Origin of the sequence: Streptomyces pyxinae (genome assembly GCF_024756275.1) — a bacterium.
GTDB lineage: Bacteria > Actinomycetota > Actinomycetes > Streptomycetales > Streptomycetaceae > Streptomyces > Streptomyces pyxinae.
The window spans coordinates 152,563-174,019 of sequence record NZ_JANUGQ010000004.1; the positions used below are offsets into that span (position 1 = coordinate 152,563).

Consider the following 21,457-nt stretch of genomic DNA (forward strand, 5'->3'; position numbering starts at 1 on the left):
CCGGCCGGCCGGCCGTCAGAGGGTGCCGGTGAGGTGCTCGGGGCGTACCGGCGTCCGGTTGAGCTCCAGTCCGGTCGCGGCGCGGATCGCCGCGAGGACGGCCGGGGTGGAGGACAGGGTGGGCGCCTCGCCGATGCCCCGCAGCCCGTACGGGGCGTGGTCGTCGGCGAGTTCGAGCACATCGACCGGGATGGTCGGGGTGTCCAGGATGGTGGGGATCAGATAGTCCGTGAAGGACGGGTTGCGCACCTTCGCGGTCTTCGGGTCCACCACGATCTCCTCCATCACCGCGACCCCGAGGCCCTGGGTGGTGCCGCCCTGGATCTGGCCGACGACGGAGAGCGGATTGAGCGCCTTGCCCACGTCCTGGGCGCAAGCCAGCTCGATGACCTTGACCAGGCCGAGTTCGGTGTCCACCTCCACCACCGCGCGGTGCGCGGCGAAGGAGTACTGGACATGGCCGTTGCCCTGGCCGGTGCGGAGGTCGAACGCCTCGGTGGGGCGGTGCCGCCATTCGGCCTCGACCTCGACCACCTCGTCCTCCAGCACCTCCACCAGGTCCCCGAGCACCTCGCCGCCGTCGGTGACCACCTTGCCGCCCTCCAGCAGCAGTTCGGCGGTGGCCCAGGCCGGATGATGGCTGCCGAACTTCCGGCGGCCGAGCTCCAGGACCTTCTCGCGTACCAGCTCGCAGGAGTTCTTGACGGCACCTCCGGTGACATAGGTCTGGCGGGAGGCGGAGGTGGAACCGGCCGAGCCGACCCGGGTGTCGGCCGGGTGGATGGTGACCTGGGCGACGCCCAGTTCGGTGCGGGCGATCTGGGCGTGCACGGTGACCCCGCCCTGGCCGACCTCGGCCATCGCGGTGTGCACGGTGGCGACGGGATGGCCGTTGATCACCTCCATCCGCACCCGGGCGGTGGAGTAGTCGTCGAACCCCTCGGAGAAACCGACGTTCTTGATGCCGACCGCGTATCCGACGCCGCGGACGACGCCCTCGCCGTGGGTGGTGTTGGAGAGGCCGCCGGGCAGCGCGCGGACGTCGGCGCCCTCGGTGGTCTCCCACTGGCGCTCGGGCGGCAGCGGCCGGGCCTTGACCCGGCGCAGCAGCTCGGCGACGGGCGCGGGTGAGTCGACCGGCTGCCCGGTCGGCAGGAGGGTGCCCTGCTCCATGGCGTTGAGCTGCCGGAACTCCACCGGGTCCATGCCGAGTTCGGCGGCCAGCCTGTCCATCTGGGCCTCGTAGGCGAAGCACGCCTGGACGGCGCCGAAGCCGCGCATGGCCCCGCAGGGCGGGTTGTTGGTGTAGAGGGCGACGGCCTCGATGTCCACGTCGTCCACCTTGTACGGGCCCACCGCGAGCGAGGAGGCGTTGCCGACCACCGCCGGGGAGGCGGAGGCGTAGGCGCCGCCGTCCAGCACGATCCGGCACCTGAGGTGGGTGAGCCGGCCGTCCCGGGTGGCGCCGTGCTCGTACCGGAGCCGGGCGGGGTGCCGGTGGACATGGCCGAAGAAGGACTCGAACCGGTTGTAGACGATCTTGACCGGCTTTCCGGTGCGGAGGGCCAGCAGACAGGCGTGGATCTGCATGGACAGGTCCTCGCGTCCGCCGAAGGCCCCGCCGACCCCGGCGAGCGTCATCCGGACCTTCTCCTCGGGCAGCCCGAGCACCGGGGCGATCTGGCGCAGGTCGGAGTGGAGCCACTGGGTGGCCACATAGAGGTCGACACCGCCGTCCTCGGCGGGCACCGCGAGCCCGGACTCGGGCCCCAGGAACGCCTGGTCCTGCATGCCGAAGACGTACTCGCCGGTGACGATCACATCGGCGCGCCCGGCGGCGGCCGTCGCGTCGCCCCGGACGATCGGCTGGCGGTGCACGATGTTCGGGTGCGGTACGTGCCCGGCGTGGTGGTCGTCGCGCCCGGGGTGGAGCAGCGGAGCGCCGGGTGCGGTGGCGGACGCCTCGTCGGTGACGACGGGCAGCTCCCGGTACTCCACCCTGATCTTGGCGGCGGCCCGGCGGGCGGTCTCCGGGTGGTCGGCGGCGACCAGGGCGACCGGCTCGCCGTGGTGGCGGACCCTGCCGTGGGCGAGGACCGGGGTGTCCTGGATCTCCAGGCCGTAGTTCTTCACCTCGGTGGGCAGATCGTCGTAGGTGAGCACGGCGTACACCCCGGGCTGGGCGAGCGCCTCCGAGGTGTCCAGGGAGACGATCTCCGCGTGGGCCACGGTGGAGCGCAGGATCTGGCCCCAGAGCATGTCCTCGTGCCACATGTCGGAGGAGTACGCGAACTCGCCGGTGACCTTCAGGGTGCCGTCCGGGCGCAGGGTGGACTCGCCGATGCCGCCCCGGGTCCGCGAACCCTGCGTCATCCTGGTCGGCGTGCCGACGGGGGCGGCGGTCCGGGCGCCCCCGAGGGCGGTCCGCGTACCGGCCCGGGCGTCTCCGGGGGCGGCTCCGGCGGCGGTCGCGGCGGCCCCGGCGTCCCCCGAATACGCAGGGCCGGGTGCGGCGGTGGCGGGGGAGGTGGTGGGCTCCGTCATGGTCGCGCTCCTCCGCTCTGCGGCTCGCGGGGTTCCTGGCGGGCGGCCGCGAGCCGGACGGCGTCCAGGATCTTCTCGTAGCCGGTGCAGCGGCAGAGGTTGCCGGAGAGCGCCTCGCGGATGTCCTCGTCGGACGGCGAGGGGTTGCGCTCCAGCATCTCGTCGGCGGCGACCAGCAGCCCGGGGGTGCAGAAGCCGCACTGGACGGCCCCGGCGTCGATGAACGCCTGCTGGATCGGGGCCAGCGCGGCGGCATCGCCGGTACGGGAGCCGGTCCCCCGGGCGGTCCAGCCGCGGGCGTCCTGGAGGGACAGACCGGCCGGGCCGGATCCGGCACCGGCACCGGGGGTGTGGCCGGACCGGTCGCCGCGGCGGCGGGCGTGGTCGGCCAGGCCCTCGACGGTGACGACCTCCCGGCCCTCCGCCTGGCCGGCGGCGACCAGACAGGAGCAGACCGGCACCCCGTCCAGCCGGACCGTGCAGGAGCCGCACTCGCCCTGCTCACAGGCGTTCTTGGAGCCGGGCAGCCCCATCCGCTCGCGCAGGACGTAGAGGAGGGACTCGCCCTCCCAGACGTCGTCGGCCTCCTGGCGGCGACCGTTGACCGTGAATGTGACGCGCATGGCTACGCGGCTCCTTCCAGGGGACGGCCGGTGGCGCGGTACTGCTCCCAGGCCCAGCCGAGGGTGCGGCGGGCCATGACGCCGACGGCGTGGCGGCGGTACCGGGCGGTGCCCCGGACGTCGTCGATGGGGTTGCAGGCGCCGGCGGCGAGCTGGGCGAACTGCCGGGCGAGGGCGGGCGGGAGGGCCCGGCCGCTCTCCCAGAAGCCGCCCTCCTCAAGCGCCGCGCCGAGGAACAGCTCGGCATCCCCGGCCCGTACCGGGGTGGGCGCGGCGGAACCGATGCCGGTGCGCACGGTCCGGGTGTCCGGGTGCAGCGCGAGCCCGAAGGCGCAGACGGCGATCACCATGGCGTTGCGGGTGCCGACCTTGGAGTACTGCTGGGGTCCGGTCGCCTTCTTGATGTGCACGGCGCGGATCAGCTCGTCGGGGGCGAGCGCGTTGCGCTTGACACCGGTGTAGAACGCGTCGATCGGGATGCGGCGGGAGCCGCGTACCGACTCCGCCTCCACCTCGGCGCCCGCGGCGAGCAGGGCGGGGTGGGCGTCGCCGGCCGGGGAGGCGGTGCCCAGGTTGCCGCCGACCCCACCCCGGTTGCGGATCTGCGGGGAGGCGACGGTGTGCGAGGCGAGCGCGAGCCCGGGGAGCTCGGTCCGCAGTCGTTCCATGATCCTGCTGTACGGGACCGAGGCCCCCAGCCGGACGGTGTCCGCGCCCACCTCCCACTCGGTGAGCGGCTCGACGCGGTTCAGGTCCAGCAGGTACTCGGGTCGCCGGTGGTCGAAGTTGATCTCGACCATGATGTCGGTGCCCCCCGCGATGGGGACGGCCGAGGGATGCTCGGCCTTCGCGGCGAGCGCCTCCTCCCAGGTGGCCGGGCGAAGGAAGTCCATGTGCGGCTCTCTTCCACGTGTTCCGGTGCCGCGTCGTCCGGCAGTGGTTCCGGCGGCCGGTCCGGCGGAGGCGGGTGGTGGTCCGGCGGGGGCCGACGGCTGTCGGCGCGGGGTGCGCGCCGGCCGCCGTGCTCGTCGTTCCATCCGGGGTCCCGGTTCCGCCGGCTCCCCCGGGATGTGCGGGACGGCCGGTCCGGTGTTCCGCCGGTGGGCGGGCGGGACCGGGCCGCCCCGGAGGGACCGGTGCGACCGAAATACTGTTCGGACGATGCGCTTGTCTACGCCGGGGCACGGGGTACGGCCGGCCCATGTCGTCGGCTGTTGCCGGCTGGCTTCTGCCGGCTGACGTCCGTCGGCCGTTGTCCGCCAGCCGCTGTCTGTCAGCTGTTGCCGGCTGTCGTCAGTGGTCGACGGCCGCCGGCGGCTTCGTTCATGTCCTGTTCACGCGCTGTGACTCAGTAGACCGAGCGGCGTGCCCTCGGGTGCAGTCACGGATCCCATGAAGGAGTTGGCTGGCCCGGCCGCTAGACTTGTAGATTCGAACGAACGGCGAGGAGTTGTCATCTCTTCGTTTCTTCCCGGAAACCGTGGCCCCGGCCGAGCCGTGTCCGGGACCGACGGGAGAACATCCAGAACACCCGTGACCACCCCACGAGAGAGATCGGCGGCGAACGAGATGCGGCTGCGCGCACTGCTGGAGACCGACGCGCTGGGCCTGCGGCTGCTCGGCGGCGAGGAGGAGCTCGACCGCACCGTGCGCGGCGTGATGACCACCGACCTGCGCGACCCCAGCCGCTATCTGTCCGGCGGCGAGCTGGTGCTCACCGGGCTCGCCTGGCGGCGGGACGCGGCCGACTGCGAGCCGTTCGTGCGCATCCTGGCCGCCGCCGGGGTCGCCGGACTGGCCGCCGGCGAGGCGGAGCTGGGGGCGGTTCCGGAGGATCTGGTCGAGGCATGCGCCCGCCACCGGCTGCCGCTCTTCGCCGTCCATGAGTCCGTCGCCTTCGCGACGATCACCGAGCACGTGGTCCGCCAGGTGTCCGGGGAGCGCGCCGGGGACCTGGCCGCCGTGGTGGACCGGCACCGGCGGCTGATGACCTCCGGCCCGGCCGGCGGCGGCCCCGAGGTCGTCCTCGATCTGCTCGGCTCCGACCTGGACCTCCGGGCCTGGGTGCTCTCCCCCACCGGCCGCCGGATCGCGGGTGCCGACCGCGCCCTGCCGGACGGGGCCGGTGCCGTACTGGCCGGGGAGCACCTCGCCGCGACCCGCTCCGGGCGGCGCGGCCCGCACCGGGCGACGGTGGGCTCGACCACGTACTCGCTCTTCCCGATCCGGAACACCGGGCGCGGCGGCGCGCCCGCCGTGCGGGAGCCCCGGGAGACGCTGCTCTCCGACTGGCTGCTGGCCGTCGAGGCGGACGCCGGCGACTGGCCCGCCGCCCGGCTGGACCTGCTCCAGGGGGTCACCCAGCTGATCGCCGTCGAGCGGGACCGGCGGGAGGCCGCCCGCGCGGTACGGCGCCGGCTGGCCCAGGAGGTGCTGGAGCTGGTCCAGGCGGGTGCCGCGCCCGCCGAGGTGGCGGCCCGGCTGCGAGTGGCCGCGCCGGTGCTGCTCCCGGGCCTTGGCACCGCCCCGCACTGGCAGGTGGTGGTGGCCCGGGTGGAGTGGGGCGGCGGCCGGACCGCCGAGGCGGGTGACACCCCGGGTACGGGTGCCCCGGGCACGGCGGGGACGGCGAACCCGACAGGAACGGCGGGGACGACGGGGACGGCGGGGACGACGGGGACGGCGGGGACGGCGCCCGACACCGGGGCGATGGCCCAGGCGCTGCTGGAGGAGATCCTCGTCGACCCGGCCGCGACCGGACCGGACCCGGCCGACCGGATCGCCGTCGCCCACTTCGGCGGTGAGGCCGTCGCGCTGGTGCCGCTGCCCGCCGGGCCGGACCGCGCCGGCTCGGGCGCGGCCGGAAGCACCGCCGCCGCGCCGGGTCACTCGTCCGGGGACGGCCCGGGCGGCGTGGCCACGGGCGGTGACGCCCCCGACGGGGCCGAGCGGGCGGACGGTACGGACGGTACGGACGGTTCGCGGGGGCTGCACGCCGACACCCTGCTGGCCGCCGTACGGGCGCCGCTCTCGGCCGGGCTCGACGGCGACGGGCGGCTCACTCTGGGCGTCAGCGCCGCCGTGCACTCCGCCGAGGGGCTGCGCGGCGCCCTGGAGGAGGCCCGGCACGCCCGGCGGGTCGCCGCCGCCCGGCCGGGGCGGGTCTGCGCCGCCGGCCACCACGAGCTGGCCTCGCACGTCCTGCTGCTGCCGTTCGTCCCGGACGACGTACGCCGCGCCTTCACCGCCCGGCTGCTGGACCCGCTGCGCGACTACGACCGGCGGCACCGGGCGGAGCTGATCCCGACGCTGGAGGCGTTCCTCGACTCCGACGGCTCCTGGACCCGCTGCGCCTCGCGGCTCCATCTGCACGTCAACACCCTGCGGTACCGGGTGGGACGGATCGAGCAGCTGACCGGACGGGACCTGTCCCGGCTGGAGGACAAGCTGGACTTCTTCCTCGCGCTGCGCATGTCCTGACGCCCCGGCTCGGGCGCCCCGCCGGGCCCGGACGGCCCGCCACCACCGGCGCCACCGACTGTCACGGTCCGCCGGCGGCGCCGTCCCCGGGAGCCGGGAGAATTCCCCGGGGCCGGGAGAACCGCCCGTCTCTCTCCCCCTGCCCCCGGGCCGAGAACACCGAAGAGCCCCCGAGGGCCGACAGAACCGACAGAGCAGGAGCCACCCATCGTGTCCGGACCGGCCGACCCCCCGAAAACCGACGGCACCACCCGGCCGCCGGCCGGAGCACTGCGCGGCGACTGCGCCGACTGCTTCGGACTCTGCTGCGCCGCCCTGCCCTTCGCCAGGTCGGCGGAGTTCGCCGCCGACAAGCCGGCCGGCCGCGCCTGCGGCAATCTGCGGACCGACTTCCGGTGCGGCATCCACTCCCGGCTGCGCGAGAGCGGCTGGACCGGCTGCACCGTCTACGACTGCTTCGGCGCCGGGCAGAAGGTGTCCCAGGTCACCTTCGGCGGCCGGGACTGGCGGGCCCATCCGGAGACGGCTCCGCTGATGTTCGCCGTCTTCCCCGTGATGCGCCAGCTCCATGAGCTGCTCGTCCATCTCACCGAGGTGCTGGCGCTGAAGCCCGCCCGCTCGCTGCACGGCGAGGCCCGCCGGCTCCGCGACGAGACGGAACGGCTCACCGCGCTCGCCCCCGGGGAACTGGCCCGGCTCGATGTGGGGCCGCACCGGGGCGAGGTCGGCGCGCTGCTGCTGCGCGCCGGCGAGCTGGCCCGCGCCGGGACGCCCGGCCGGAAGAAGAACCGGCGGGGCGCGGACCTGATGGGCGCCCGGCTGAAGGGCGCCGATCTGCACGGGGCCGGGCTGCGCGGGGCGTATCTCATCGCGGCCGACCTGCGCGGCGCGGATCTGCGCCGGGCCGATCTGCTCGGCGCGGACCTGCGGGACGCCCGGCTCGGCGGGGCCGACCTGACCGGTGCGTTGTTCGTCACGCAGCCGCAGCTGAACGCGGCCCGGGGCGACGCCCGTACCAGGCTGCCGGAGGGACTGGCCCGCCCGGCGCACTGGACCCCGGCGGCGGGCGACTGACGGCTGGGGGCCGACGGCTGACGGACAGCGATCGGACGGCGGCAGGACCGCGGTCGGACGGCAACGGTCCGGAGAACGGAGGGTCTCGGTCCGGCAACCACCCGATGATCACATCGGTCCGGGGCACTGATCGCGGAGACTGGACGTTCTATATTCAGTTCGTCATGCCGGATCAAAGTACCTGTTTCCCCTTTGCCGAGAGCAGCCGCACCGATGCCCCGAAGTACCCGCAAACGCGGCAGCCGTAGGCGCGCCCGCCGCAACAACCATGCCCGCACCGCACTCCTGGCCGCGTCCGCGCTGGTGCTGGTCTCCGTGGCCCTGCTGCTCGGCAGGACGCTCACCGGCGATCAGGAGACCTCGGCGGCGGCCACCCAGGGGAAGGCCGACCCCGGCTCCGACGGGTCGAAGCCGGGCGCGGGCGAACGGCAGCAGGGTGCTCTCGCCAAGTTGCGGGCCCAGCCCTGGGACGGCAAGACCAAGGTGCTCGGCGACGGCTCCACCTCCTGGACCGGCCCGCAGCCGGGACAGTTGAAGCCGGAACGCCTCAAACCAGGACAAAAGCCACCACAGTTCGTGGTCTTCTCCTGGGACGGCGCGCTGGAGGGCGACGACCATCTCTTCTCCCACTTCCGCGAGGTGGCCAAGGAGAGCAACGCTCATATGACGTTCTTCCTGACCGGCATCTATCTGCTGCCGGCCGCGAAGAAGAACCTCTATGAGCCGCCCCAGCACGGCCGGGGCTCGGCGGCCATCTCGTACCCGACCGACGAGCACATCCGGACCACGCTCGGCCAGCTCAGCGGGGCCTGGAAGGACGGGCACGAGATCGGCTCGCACTTCAACGGGCACTTCTGCGGCGCCAAGGGCGGCGACGACTGGTCCACCGCCGAGTGGACCAGCGAGATCCAGCAGACGTACGACTTCGTCAAGAAGTGGAAGACCAACACCGGCTTCACCGACCTGCCGGCGCTGCCCTTCGACCCCGACCGGGAGTTCGTCGGCGGCCGCGCGCCCTGCCTGGAGGGGCAGAAGACGCTGATCCCGGCGGCCAAGAAGTTCGACTGGCGCTACGACGCCAGCTCGCCGGGCAACTTCCAGACCTGGCCGCGCAAGCAGGACGGCGTCTGGGACTTCCCGCTCCAGCTCCTGCCGTACCCGGAGAAGGAGATCCAGGTCCTCTCCATGGACTTCAACTTCCTCTACAACCAGTCCAACGGCAAGACCGACGGCAATCCGGCGATGTACCAGATCTGGGAGAAGACGACCCGCCAGGCGTACCTCAACGGCTTCAACCGCGTCTACAACGGCAGCCGGGCGCCGATGTTCATCGGCAACCACTTCGAGCAGTGGAACGGCGGCATCTACATGCAGGCCGTGGAGGACGTGATGCGGGAGGTCTGCCCGCGCAAGGACGTCAAGTGCGTCTCCTTCCGCGAGCTGAGCGACTGGCTGGACGCCCAGGACCCGGCGGTCCTGGAGCAGCTCCGGACGCTCGACCCGGCCCAGGCGCCGATCTGGAAGAGCGTGGTGAAGTAGGCGGCGGGGCCGGGCCGGTGCGCATGGCCCGGCCGGTGGCGGCGTGACCCGTACGAGGGCCCGGCCGCCGGACACCTCTCGGCAGGGTGTCCGGCGGCCGGGCCCTCTCCGTGGGAGTGCGCCGGGCCGGTCCGGCGGCCGGGCCCGTCGCGGGCGGGCCGGGCGGCGGTCGAGCGGCGGCGGCCTCCGGGATGCGCGGACGCCAGGACGCGCGGACGCCGAGGTCACGGGCCGCGTGCGTACGCCGGGCCTCCGGGGCCGGGCGGCGGCGGGACCCGCCGGACACTGCCGGGCACCGCCGGACGGCTCCCGGCGGCCGGGCTCAGCGGGAGTGGGCGGCCATGGCCTTCTCGTACGCCTGCCAGATGTCGGCCGGAAGCGTGCTGCCGACCGTCCGGGAACGGTTGCCCGCCACTCCGTCCAGCGGGATCAGCTCCAGCTTGTGCAGGTCCATCCGGTAGAGCACCACGGCGGTGGCCTCGGTCTCGGTGTAGCCGGCGAACCAGGCGGCCTTGTTGTCCTCCGTGGTGCCGGGCTTGCCCGCCGCCCGTGCGCCGGGCACCCGGGCGCTCCGGCCGGCGCCGGAGTCCAGCGAGTCCCGCAGGGCGTCCGTCACCTCCCCGGCCACCTCGGACGTGAAGGCGCGTTCCGGCTCGGGCGCGGCCATCGGGATGTCCGCGCCGTTGCGGCTGACCCGGAGCACCGAGTACGGCTCGGTGTGCATGCCCTTGGCGGCGAAGGTGCCGTAGGCGGTGGCCATCCGGATGGCGCTGGGCGTGGAATTGCCGAGCGCGAAGGCGGGCACCTGGGGGCCGAGGCTGGAGGCGAGGATGCCGGCCCGCTGGGCGTGGACGCGCAGCCGGTCGAGGCCGACGTCCATGCCGAGCTGGAGGAAGGGCGTGTTCACCGAGTCGGCGAGCGCCCGGCGCAGGCTGATGTTCTCCCCCCAGGACTTTCCGCCGTCGTTCTTGCCCCGCACCATCTTGCCGTTGCGGTCCCAGTAGGGGCCCTCGGGGGTCATCACGGCGGCGTCGTGCTGGCCGTTGTAGGTGGACTCCGGGGTCACCGGGGAGCGCGGGGCATCCCGCTCCTTCACCACGCCGTCGGTGAGCCCGGCGGCGTACACGAAGGGCGCGAAGGCCGAGCCCGCCGGGACGGTCACCGCGTTGGACTCGTTGAACCCCTGCTTCAGCTGGCCGGGGCCGCCGTACAGGGCGAGGATCCGGCCGTCGGCGCCGACGGTGGCCGCACCGGTGCGGACGAAGGTGTCGGTCTTCCGCTTCTTCGGGTCGAGCTTTTTGCGGGCGGCCTGGACCGCCTTGTCGAGTTCCTCCGTCCGGGTCTTGTCGAAGGTGGTGTAGATCTGGTAGCCGCCGAGGTCGAACTCGGCCTCGGAGACCTTTCCGCTGCGGGTGATGTACGACTTCGCCAGCTCGACCAGATAGCCCTGCTGGCCGTCCAGCTCGGTCCGGCCGCCGGTCTCCTGGGTCGGCTCGGGGAACCGGGTGAACGTCGCCCGCTTCTCCGGGGAGAGCTTGCCGATCTCCACCATCCGGTCCAGCGTCCACTTCCACCGCTCGACGGCCCGGGCGTGGTTGGCCTTGCCGAGCGCGGGATCGTAGAGCCCCGCCCCCTTGAGCAGCGAGGCCAGGAAGGCGCCCTCACTGGCGTTGAGCTCGGAGACGTCCTTGCCGTAGTACGCCTGGGCGGCGCGCTGGATGCCGTACGTGCCCCGGCCGAACCAGCTGGTGTTGAGGTAGCCCTCCAGGATCTCGTCCTTGCTGAAGGCGTTGTCCACCTTGAGCGCCAGCAGGATCTCGGTGTACTTCCGGGAGAAGGTCTGGTCCTGGTTGAGGTACGCGTTCTTCACGTACTGCTGGGTGATGGTCGAGCCGCCCTGGGTCTCGCCGCCGCCGATCATCCGGGAGGCGGCACGCAGGATGCCGGAGGGCGAGACACCGGGGTCGGAGTAGAAGCTGGCGTTCTCCGCCGCCAGCACCGCCCAGCGCACGTCCTCGGGCACCTGCTCCAGCGGCATCTCCTGGCGGCGGACCCAGCCGGTCCGGGTCATCTGGGTGCCGTCCGCCCAGTAGTAGACGTTGTCCTGCTGGGTGGCGAAGGAGTTGAGGTCCTCCGGGATGTCGGTGGTCCAGTACATCAGGCCCACGGTGGCCACCAGCAGGCCGGCCGCGGACAGCACGGCACCGGCGAGCTGGCGCCAGGAGGGTATCCAGCGGCGGTAGCCGGTGCGGCCCGGGCGGGGGTAGGCGGGCCGCAGCCGGCGCAGCCAGGGCCGCAGCCGCTCACGCAGCCTCGCCAGGACCGGGCGCAGCCGGTCGAGCAGCGGGGTCAGCCGGGCCAGCAGGGGCGCGAGCCGGGCGAGCAGCGGGGCGAGCCGGTCGCGGAGGCCGCCGGCGGCGGGCCGGGGGGCCCGGCGGGTTCCGTTGGGCGCGGCACGGCGGGCCCCGGCGGGCGCCGCCCACCCGGTCCGCCCGTCGGTACCGGCCGCCCGCTCGTCGGTACCGGCGGCCCGCTCGGCGCCGTTGCCGCGCCCGGACCACCGGCCGCGCTCCGGCGGCTTGCCCCGCTTACCCACGGGCGATCACCTCTGCCTCACTCATGACGACGCACTGAACCGCCACAGTCGGCATCGAACCCCCCAGTAGTGCGCAGTACCGGGACACCGCCCCCACGGCACCCCGAAACAGTCCCCCGACGGGGATCACCCTACGGAGGAGCGTTCGACCGGTGTGCACCACCCCCCACTTTTCAGCCAAGGTTGACCCAAAACCCGCCATGAACATCTCTGTGGGTGGCTTTGCGCACCCTGCTCCGGTCCGACCGGAGCGGAGAGAAGGGCTGGTGAGCGGGGGTGGCGGGGCGGACCACCCGGTCGGCCGGGGCCGGTCGGGCACCCCGGGCCGGCCCGCCGGTGGCACCCGGGCCGGGTCGGTGGCGGGTGTCCCGGCCGGGCCCGCCGGTGACACCCCGGCCGGGTCAGCGGGTGAGCACCCGGCCGAAGGCGCCACCCCGCGCGGACAGCTCGGCCCAGGTGCCCGTCCCGGCGATCCGGCCGCCCTCCAGCACCGCGATCCGGTCGGCCCGACGGACGGTGGCCGCCCGGTGCGCGACGACCACCGTGGTACGGCTCCGGCCACCGGGTCCCGGGGCGGCCAGGGCGGCGGCCAGCTCGGCGTCCCCGGCCGCGTCCAGCTGGGCCGTGGTCTCGTCGAGCACCAGGATCCTGGGGTCGGCCAGCAGGGCGCGGGCGAGGGCCACCCGGGCGCGCTGACCGCCCGAGAGGGTGGCCCCGCGCTCCCCCACCACGGTGGCGTACCCGTCCGGCAGCCCGGCGGCGATCCGGTCCACCCCGCACAGCCGGGCGGTGGCGCGCAGCCGCTCGTCGTCCGCCTCCGGGGCGGCCAGCCGGAGATTGTCCGCGAGGGTGCCGTGCAGCAGCGGCGCCTCCTGGCCCACCACCGCGACCGTCCGGCGCAGCTCCGGGTCCGCGACCTCCCGCAGATCGACCGGGTCTCCGTACGCCCCGAGCAGTTCCACCGCCCCGTCCTCCGGGTCCCAGAACCGGGCGAGCAGATGGGCGCAGGTCGACTTGCCCGCGCCCGAGCCGCCGATCAGGGCCAGGGTCTCGCCGGGGCGTACGGTCAGGTCCACCCCGTCCAGCACCGGGCCCGCGCCGTAGCCGAAGCGCACCCCCCGGAGCCGTACGCCCAGGGGGCCGGCCGGCACCGGACGCGGGGCCCCGGGCGGCGGGGCACCGGCCGGGGCCGAGAGCGCGGCGCCGACCCGGGCGGCGGCGGCCCGCAGTCCGCCCGCCCGGCCCAGCGCGGCGGCCGCGTCGGCGACCGGGGCCAGGGTGGCGAGGGCCAGCGCCATGGCGGCCGGCGCCCAGGCCCGGCCCGGCCCGTGCCCGGCCGCGACCGCCGCGACCACGGCCACCGTGCCCGCCACCACCAGCAGCTCCCGCACCGCGCTCTCGCCCGCCTCCCGGGACTGCTCGGCCCGCTGCGCCGCGCCCAGCCGCTCCCCGGTCGCCCACAGCCGGGCCCGACGGCGCTCCAGGGCGCCGGCGGCGAGCAGTTCGCGCAGGCCGTCGACGGTCTCGACCGCCTCGGCCGACAGCTCGGCGGCGGCCCGCCGGGTGCGCGCGCCCCGGGCGGTGCGCCCCGGGCCGTCCAGCAGCGGGACCACCACCAGCAGGGCGGCGACCGGCAGTACGGCCACCGCCAGCCAGGGATCCAGGGCGGCCAGCACCAGGGTGCCCGCGCCGAACACCGTGCCCGAGGCGACGAGCTGGGCCACGGCATGGGCGTAGAAGAACTCCAGCGCCTCCACGTCCCCCAGCGCCGCCGCGGCCAGGTCCCCGCTGCGCCGGCCGCCGACCCGGGCCGGGGCGCTGCGGGCCAGCCCGTCGAAGACCCGTACCCGCAGCTCGGCCAGGACCCGGTAGGCCAGGTCGTGCGAGAGGTCCATCTCCCGCCAGGTCAGCAGCGCCCGCGCCAGGACGAGAGCGACCAGCGCGGCGACCGTGGCCGGGCCCGGGGCCGCCCCGTCGGTGACCGCCGCGCCGACCGTGCCGGCGGCCAGGGTGACCAGCGCCACCAGCGCCGTCTGGTCCGCGAGCGCGGCGCCGAAGGTCCGGACGGTCATGGCCTTGTGCGCGGCCAGCACCGGGAGCAGGGCCCGCAGCGCCCCGCGCCCGGGCACGGGGCCGTCGTCGGCACCCGGCCGGTCGGCGGGCCCGGCCGCGGGGCCGCCCGGCGTTCCCTCCGGGGCCGGCGCGGTCCCGCCTCCCGGGACCGGGGCGGGTCCGTGGGGCGGTGCACCGTCCGGGGGCGTACCGGCGCCCGGGGCCGTCCCGTCCCATCGCGCCGGAACCGCCTCCGTACTCATGCCGCCTCCCGCTCGTCGTCGTTCCGGTCGTCGTTGTTGCGCTCATCGGCGTTCCGGTCGTCGGCGTTCCGCTGGCCACCGTTTCGCTCGTCGGCGTACCGCTCCCCGCTGTTCCGCGCGACGGTGACCCGCTCCCCGGTCTTCCGTTTCTCCGCGCCCCGCTCGTTGTCGTTCCGGTCGTCGTTGTTGCGCTCGTCGGCCTTCCGGTCGTCACCGCTTCGGTCGTCGCGGGTCCGTTCGCCGACGTGCCGTCGCCCGCTGTTCCGCGCGCCGGCGGCCCGTTCCCCGGTTTTCCGCTCCTCCGCCTCGCGTTCGCCGGTGTCCCGTTCGCCGGGCTCCCGCTCGCGGACCCCCGGCTCTCCGGTGTTCCGTTGCGCCGTCTCCCCCGCGCCCGCCGCCACCAGCCGGGCGTAGAGCGGGCTGCGGGCGAGCAGCTCCGGGTGGGTGCCGGTGGCCGCGACCCGGCCGGCGTCCAGCACCACGATCAGGTCGGCGTCCCGGACCGAGGCCAGCCGGTGCGCGACCACCAGCCGGGTGCGGCCCTTGGCGGCGGCGAGCAGGGCGCGCCCGATCCGGGCCTCGCGCCGCTCGTCGACGGCGCTGGTCGCCTCGTCGAGCACCAGCACCGGGGCGTCCGCCAGCAGCGCCCGGGCGAGGGCGAGTCGCTGGCGCTGACCGCCCGAGAGGGTGGCGCCGCGCTCCCCGATCACTGTGGCGTAACCGGCCGGCAGGGCGGCCAGCTCCTCGTGGATCCCAGCCGCCCGGGCCGCCGCGCGCAGTTCGGCGTCGCTCGCGTCCGGCCGGGCGAGCCGGAGGTTCTCGGCCACCGAGGCGTGGAAGAGGTACGTCTCCTGGGAGACCACCGCGATCCCGCGCCGGAGCGCCGCCAGGGAGTACGCGGCGGTGTCCGTCCCGTCGACGGTCACCCGCCCCGCGTCCGGGTCCCACTGCCGCAGCAGCAGAGCCAGCAGGGTGGACTTGCCGGCGCCCGAGGGACCGACCACGGCGGTGGTGAGCCCGGCGCCGGCGGTGAAGGAGACCCCGCGCAGCGCGGGGCCCGCGGCGCCCGGGTAGCCGAAGGTGACGTCCTGGAAGCGGAGTTCCGGCGCCGTGACCGGGGCGGGCAGCGTCCCGGTGTCGGGGACGGCCGGGTGGGCGGTGCGCAGCGCGGCGATCCCGTCGGCGGCCGAGACGCCCAGATAGCCGGCGTGCCACTCCCGGGAGAGGTCGCGGACCGGCCGGAAGCACTCCCCCGCCAGCAGCAGCACCAGATAGGTCCCGGTGGCGGCGGTGCGCCCGGAGGCGGCCGAGGCGCAGGCGACCAGCGCGGCGGCGACCGTGCCGCCCTGCACGGCGAGGTCGGTGAGGCCGGTGTCCACCAGAGAGACCCGCAGTTTGGCGACGGTCGCCCGGTGCAGCGCGGCCGACCGCTCCTCCAGCCGGCGCCGGGTCCGGCCGGTGGCCCCGGCGGCCCGGAGCGCGGGCATGGCCTGGAGCGCCTCCAGATAGTCGGCGGCCAACGCCTCGTAGCTCTCCCAGTGCTCCTGGCCGCGCCGCCGCAGCAGCCGGTCCCACCAGCGGGGTGCGCCGAGGGCCAGGGCCAGTGCCGGGGCGAGCGCGAGCACGGCGTACGGCTCCACGGCGGCGACGGCGAGCAGCAGCAGGGGCGGCAGGGCGCAGGTGAGGATCAGCTGCGGCAGATAGCGGGAGACATAGGCGTCCACTCCCTCCACGCCGTCGACCAGGGTGGCGCGCACCGCCCCCGCCCGGTCGTCCGCGCCGCGCGCCGGGCCGAGGGTGCCGAGCCGGGCCAGCAGCGCGTCGCGCAGGGCGACCCGTACCGTGGCACCGGCCCGGACGGCCAGCACCCGCTGCCGGTGGCCGAGCCCGGCCCGCAACGCGACGGTAGCGAGCACCCCGGCCAGCGGGAGCGCGAGCCCGGCGGTGTCGCCCCGGGCGATCCGGGCGAGGGCCAGGGCGAGCAGCCCGGCCTGGGCGAGATGGGTGAGGGCGACCGCGCCGAGCAGAGCGGTCGCCCCGGCCAGCGGCCGGCGCCCGGCGCGGGCGGCCCGCAGCAGTTCGGGGTGGAGCATCATGACGGCTCACCCGCCCTTCCGGGGGCCGGCCGGGTGCCGAGCGCCAGGGCGTGCACGGGGTGGGCCGGGGCGCCGGGGCCGTGCTGCCAGGAGCCGACCGGCCGGGAGTGCAGACCGAGGCGGGCGGCCAGGGCCTGGGCGACCCCGACGGCGTACCCGGCGCGCAGATGGTCGCGGCGGATCCGGTCCGGTTCGGCGTCGTCGGGGCAGCCATGGGCCAGCAGCAGCGCCCCGGCGGCCGACACCCAACCCTGCCCGGCGGCCCGCCGGGCGAGCACCCGCAGTTCCCCGGCGCCCGTGTCCGGACCGGCACCGGCACCGGCACTGACGCCGGCCCCGGCGCCGGCACCGACACCGACGCCCGGGCCGGCACCGGCGGGGTTCTCGTCCCTGACCAGCCGCCAGCGCAGCCCGGAGGGCGTTCCGCAGGCCGTCGCCACCGCCGCCAGCCGGTCGAGCTGGGCCGGTCCCGGCACTCCGGTGAAGCCGGGCTCCGCGCTGCGGCGGGCGCCCGGCACGGCATCCGGCAGCTCGGCGGCGGTCAGCGGTTCCCACTCCGGGGCGCCCGGCCCGGCGGGACCGGCGAGGATCCACCGGGCCTCCGTCAGCACCGGGGGCTCGGGGTGGGGGTCGTCCGGGGGCGGGGTGCCCGGCGGGCAGGCGGCCCAGCGCCGCAGCGCCGAAGCCGGGCCGGGCGTCAACCGCACTGCCAGCAACGGCACTTCGGGTCCGTCGGCCGGCAGCCCGGCAGCCGCCGCGAGCAGCTCCCGGCCGGCCCCCGGGCACCACTCGACCGCCCCGGCCAGGGCGAGCGCGGCGACCGTGTGGCCGGCGTCCAGCAGCACCAGCGGCCAGCCCCGGTGGCCGTAGTGGGAGACGGTACGGCGGGGGGTGGCGGTCAGCACCGCCAGCGCCCCGGCCGGTACGGCCCCGGCCACCGCGCCGCGCGCCACCAGCGCGTGGCGCACCGGGTGGTAGGCGTACCGGCCCGGCGGCAGCCCGTGCCCGGGGCCCAGCAGCAGCTGGGCGTTGACCGGGTGGAGGGCGCCGGCCGAGGCGGCGGGCCGCAGCCGGGCGCCGGCCAGCGAGAGCCGGAGCAGCCGGTCCAGCCGGGGCGGTACCGGCAGCGGCGGTCCGGGCCAGGGGGTGACGAGCGGACCGGCCGGGAAGTCCGGCCCCGGCGTCCCGGCCGACCGGGCGCGGGCGAGCGCGGTGTCCGGACCCACCGGCGGGACCGGACCGGTCCGGGACGGCGGACCCGCCGGGGAACCGGGCGGGTGGCGGCGGGGCACCGGCACGGTCGCCGGGTCCTGGGGAGAAGTCATGAGGGGCCTCACATGTGCGGCGGCGGGGCGAGGGTGAAGTCGCCGGGCGCGACGGGGGCGGTGGTGCGCCAGCCGCGTTCCAGGGCGGCGTCCCGGAACCGGGAGCAGCCGAAGTAGCCGAAGGCGGCGGGGGCGTTGGGCACCAGGCCGGAGACCAGCACCCGGGCGACCCGGAGCGGGGTCTCCTGGACGTCCTCGGTGGTGAGGTCGGCGGTGACGACCCGGTGGCCGCGCTCGGCGAGCCGTGCGTCCAGGGCCGCCCGGCTGCCGGGAGCGAGCGCCTGGACGGGTACGGTGCCGAGCGCGGGGTCGGTGAAGCGGCGGGCGTACGGCGCCATCCGGGGGTCCAGCCAGACCTGGACATGGGCGCCGAGGTCCCGTACGGCCCCGAACTCCGGTCCGCAGACGTCGAGATAGCGGCGGTCGGGGCGGTGGTCCAGATAGAGGCCCCGGGCCAGCATCCCGGCCTCGATCGCCCGGAACACCCAGCCGTCGGCCTCGGTGGCGCCCTGGGTGAAGACCCAGGTGTGGACGGCCTCCAGCACGGCCTTGCGGGCGGCCTCGGCGGGGTCGTACCGGCAGGCGAACCCGGCGGCGTGGATGGATCGCGCGGGGTCGTGCACGAGCGCGGCCACGCAGGGGGCGAACTCCGAGGGCATCTCGACCAGATGGACGTCCAGGGCACAGCCCGCGAGGTCCTGGTCGAGGCCGGGGACGGAGTGCGGGTCGATGCCCCGGGCGGGTCCGTCGAGGTGCCACCAGAGTTCCAGGGCGTCCCGCTCGACCACTTCGAGGAGTCCGCGCTCCACCGCGTCGGGCAGCCCCTGGCCGGTGGCGATGCCCGCGTAGTTGAGGTGGTGGGTGCGGGGCAGTGAACGGTACTCGCCCTGACGCCAGTTGAGGTGGCTGAGGGCGACCGGTACGAGGGTCGGAGCGCCATCGTCGGTGGCCCGGGCCCAGAGGGCGGGGGTGTCCTCGGTGAGCGGCCGGTAGGCGAAGCCGGGCCGGCCGTACTGCCAGTCGGCGTACACCGGTACGTCTCCGGGGCCGTACAACCGGTGTCCTTCGGAGCGCAGTTGGGCGGCGGTGGCGCGGCGGGGCGCGTCCGGGTGGCCGGGGGGCGGCAGCCGGTTGCCGCAGTAGCGTTCCACGGCCTCCGCGACGGCGGCGATCCGGGCGCCCTCCGGGTCGCCGAAGGTGGTGCCCAGGGACACCCGGTCGGCGGGCCAGGCGCCGAACCGGCGGGCGTCGGCCACATCGGCGGTCATCGCGGTGTAGCGGGGCGGGGCGCCGTCCGGGTGCGGCACCGGCGCGACGGCGCGGACCAGCCCGCAGACCGGGTCCACCAGCTCGTCGAGACCGGGGGAATCAAGAACACCGGCGGCGTTGGTGACATCGGTGGCACAGGTGGCATCGGGGGCGGGTTCGGCGGGGGGTGCGGGCCACCCACCGGTGAGGGGGGTCAACGGATGGTCTCCTGTACGGGATCGATGGGCCGGGCGCCCCGGACGACGGGCAGCAGCAGGGCGCTGCCGGCCATCCGGACGAGGCGCCGGGAGGCGGTGAGCCGGACGGCGGTCACCGGGTCCTCGCCGGTGTGCGGGTTGCGGGCGTGGGCCGGGAAGTGATGGCCGGCCACCTCCAGACGGAGCCGGGTGCCGGCGTCCAGCCGGCGGGCCAGCTGGCCGAGCGGCACGGTGAAGGGGCCGGGCCGGGCGCGCCGGACGATCCCGGTGGCGAGCGGCTGGGCGCGCCCGGCCGGGTCCAGGGCCACCAGCCGGACCGCCCAGTCGGCCGAGGCGGTGTCGGCCACGGCGTCCAGCCGGGCCTCGGCCGGGCCCAGCAGATCGAGGGGGCGCGGCAGCGGCGGGCTGACCAGCAGGCACCGGTCGGGCGCGCCCCGGTCCGGCACGGCCAGGTCGTCGGAGCGGACCGGGCGCCCGGGGTCGGCCAGGAAGCCGGTGCCGCGCAGCGGCCGGAGGCCCGTCCGGGCGCCGAACTCCCAGCGCGCGGCCGGCCGGCGCTCGTGGGCGCCGTACCAGTGGTCGCTGCCTCCCAGGGCGATGGCGCCGGTGCGGCCGGCCAGGGTGCCGTCGAGCGCGGCCCGGGCCCAGGCGACGTACAGCTCCCCGAGGTCGATCCCGTGCGCGGGGCGGGCCTCGGGCGCGGGTTCGGCGGTGAGGCCGTGGCCCCAGGGGCCGAGCAACAGCCGGGCCGGGCCGCGCCAGTGGCGCCAGAGGCGCAGGGTGTCGCCGGCGAACGGGTCCCGGCTGCCACCGACGGCCAGCAGTGGCACCCGGCCGGTGGGCAGGGGGCGGCGGGCAGCGGCCCAGAGCGCCGGCCAGGAGGGCCGGTCGAGCAGCCGGGCGACCGGCAGCCGGTCCAACTCCGGCGCTCCGGGCGCCGGGTGGGCGGCACTCCGGTCGCCGTGCGCGGCCCACCAGCCGGCCCGGGAGGCCAGCCGCTCGGGCCCGGTGGTCTCCCGGGCGGTCTCCGCGAGCCCCAGTGCCGGGACGGCGGCGATCACCGCGTCGCCCGGGGCGGCGAGGGCGCAGTGGGCCGCGTAGGAGGCGCCGGCGGTGACGATGCGCCCGTCGCTCCAGGGCTGGTCGCGGACCCAGCGCAGGGTGGCCGCGCCGTCTTCGGCCTCGTGCTCGCCATAGGGGCGCCAGCACCCCGGGGAGCCGTATCGGCCGCGTACGTCCTGGGCGAGGGCGGCGAACCCCCGGGCCGCCCAGCCGCGCAGCTCGGCATGGTGGGCCTCCCGGCCGTAGGGGGTGCGCACCACCACGGCGGGGTGCGGCCCGCGCCCGGCGGGCACCAGCAGCCCGGTGGCGAGACCGTGGATCCGTACGGTGGTCACGGCAGCTCCGCCGGAAGCGGCGCCACCCCGGGGACGGGCAGCACGGGATGGCCGGTGAGGGTGAGGTCGCGCAGGTCCAGCCGGCGCAGCCGGCGGCGCACAGTGCGGGGCGCCCCACCGGCCCAGGCGATCAGGTCGGCGGTCAGCAGGGCGGCGGTGAGCGCCGCGGACGTCTCGGTGTGGGCGAAGTCCCGTTCGCCGTGCGCCCGGTGGCCTTCCCAGTAGGCGGCGAGCTCCCGGTGGGCGGGGGTGGCGGCGAGCCTGCGGAGCCGGATGTGCCCGGCGGTGACATCGCCCGGCCCGGCGGCGAGCGGCTCCAGCCAGGCGGTGGCGCCTTCCCGGTGGCAGCGGAGCCAGCCGGTGCGACGGGCCGGCAGTGCCCGGTCGGCGGCGTCCCAGAGGCCGGGCGGCACCGGCCGGTCCAGACACCAGACCACGGCGGTGCGCTCGGGGTCGCCGGACTCCCGGAGGGCTGCCCCCTGTTCGTCCGCCGCCTCCACCTCGGCGCCTGCCTCGGCCGCGTACCGGGCGAGCGGCACGGTCAGCCGGGCGTCCCCGAGAATCCGTACGGTACGGCCGGCGAGCGGTGGAGCGGGCGGGGTCCGCACGGCGTGCCCGGCGGCCTCGAACGCCTCGGTGAGCGCGGCGAGCCGGGCGGACCGGTCCTGCGGGGCGGCCCCGCCGGCCGCGGGTGCCCGGCCGGCGGTGAGGTGGGCCAGCAGGGCCGCCTCGGGCACCCCGCCGGTGTCCACCCGCAGAAACTCCCCGTCGGGTGTCCGGACGGCGAGGCCCCGGCCGGGGACGGTGACAAGGGCGACGCCGGGCGCGAGCCGTGCGGTGGCCACGGGGTTCCTCCTGGAGACAGCGAAAGACAGCGGCAGACGAGAACGACGGACAACGAGGAGAACAGAGAACGACAGAGAACGACGGACAGCGGCAGAGAACGGGCGGACGACGACAGCCGGGCCCGGTCGGGGACGACGGAGCGGGTCGGGGACGACG

The 21,457-nt window shown here is 76.1% G+C and carries 13 protein-coding genes; 3 read left to right on the forward strand and 10 right to left on the reverse strand.

The features are described 5' to 3' along the window. Nucleotides 1-15: 15 nt before the first annotated feature. The 3 genes from pucD to NX801_RS07005 form a co-directional block, all read right to left on the reverse strand. Complete coding sequence (gene pucD, locus NX801_RS06995; protein WP_258786425.1) at nt 16-2,373, reverse strand: xanthine dehydrogenase subunit D; 2,358 nt, start codon at nt 2,371-2,373, stop codon at nt 16-18. 167 nt (nt 2,374-2,540) lie between these two features. Then, on the reverse strand, nt 2,541-3,167 hold the full coding sequence (locus NX801_RS07000; RefSeq protein WP_258786230.1) for a (2Fe-2S)-binding protein: 627 nt from the start codon (nt 3,165-3,167) through the stop codon (nt 2,541-2,543). 2 nt (nt 3,168-3,169) lie between these two features. Further along, nucleotides 3,170-4,060: an FAD binding domain-containing protein gene (locus tag NX801_RS07005; RefSeq protein ID WP_258786231.1), complete on the reverse strand. Its 891-nt coding sequence runs from the start codon at nt 4,058-4,060 to the stop codon at nt 3,170-3,172. Nucleotides 4,061-4,736: 676 nt separating this feature from the next. On the opposite strand from NX801_RS07005, the gene NX801_RS07010 reads away from it, so the two are divergent. The 3 genes from NX801_RS07010 (at nt 4,737) to NX801_RS07020 (ending at nt 9,260) form a co-directional block, all read left to right on the forward strand. Next, nucleotides 4,737-6,647: a PucR family transcriptional regulator gene (locus NX801_RS07010; protein WP_258786427.1), complete on the forward strand. Its 1,911-nt coding sequence runs from the start codon at nt 4,737-4,739 to the stop codon at nt 6,645-6,647. A gap of 210 nt (nt 6,648-6,857) precedes the next feature. After that, nucleotides 6,858-7,721, forward strand: a complete 864-nt coding sequence (locus NX801_RS07015; RefSeq protein WP_258786232.1) for a pentapeptide repeat-containing protein — start codon at nt 6,858-6,860, stop codon at nt 7,719-7,721. Between the two features lie 213 nt (nt 7,722-7,934). Next, the gene (locus NX801_RS07020) at nt 7,935-9,260 is read left to right on the forward strand and encodes a polysaccharide deacetylase family protein (protein WP_258786233.1); all 1,326 of its coding nucleotides are present in this window, start codon (nt 7,935-7,937) and stop codon (nt 9,258-9,260) included. Between the two features lie 322 nt (nt 9,261-9,582). Here NX801_RS07020 and NX801_RS07025 read toward each other — a convergent pair whose 3' ends face one another. The 7 genes from NX801_RS07025 to NX801_RS07055 form a co-directional block, all read right to left on the reverse strand. Then, nucleotides 9,583-11,418, reverse strand: a complete 1,836-nt coding sequence (locus NX801_RS07025; RefSeq protein WP_258786428.1) for a transglycosylase domain-containing protein — start codon at nt 11,416-11,418, stop codon at nt 9,583-9,585. A gap of 839 nt (nt 11,419-12,257) precedes the next feature. After that, on the reverse strand, nt 12,258-13,928 hold the full coding sequence (locus NX801_RS07030) for an ABC transporter ATP-binding protein (RefSeq protein WP_309505799.1): 1,671 nt from the start codon (nt 13,926-13,928) through the stop codon (nt 12,258-12,260). A gap of 239 nt (nt 13,929-14,167) precedes the next feature. Next, a complete protein-coding gene (locus tag NX801_RS07035; RefSeq protein ID WP_258786235.1) occupies nt 14,168-16,267 on the reverse strand; it encodes an ATP-binding cassette domain-containing protein in 2,100 nt (699 codons plus the stop codon). Beyond that, the gene (locus NX801_RS07040) at nt 16,264-17,493 is read right to left on the reverse strand and encodes a nitroreductase family protein (protein ID WP_258786236.1); all 1,230 of its coding nucleotides are present in this window, start codon (nt 17,491-17,493) and stop codon (nt 16,264-16,266) included. Before NX801_RS07040 ends, NX801_RS07035 begins: the two co-directional genes overlap by 4 nt. Nucleotides 17,494-17,600: 107 nt before the next feature. Further along, a complete protein-coding gene (locus NX801_RS07045; protein WP_258786429.1) occupies nt 17,601-18,938 on the reverse strand; it encodes a YcaO-like family protein in 1,338 nt (445 codons plus the stop codon). A 116-nt stretch (nt 18,939-19,054) separates the two neighbouring features. Further along, nucleotides 19,055-20,455: a CocE/NonD family hydrolase gene (locus NX801_RS07050; RefSeq protein ID WP_258786237.1), complete on the reverse strand. Its 1,401-nt coding sequence runs from the start codon at nt 20,453-20,455 to the stop codon at nt 19,055-19,057. After that, a complete protein-coding gene (locus NX801_RS07055; RefSeq protein ID WP_258786238.1) occupies nt 20,452-21,300 on the reverse strand; it encodes a hypothetical protein in 849 nt (282 codons plus the stop codon). The genes NX801_RS07050 and NX801_RS07055 overlap by 4 nt, the downstream gene beginning before the upstream one ends. Between the last annotated feature and the right edge of the window lie 157 nt (nt 21,301-21,457).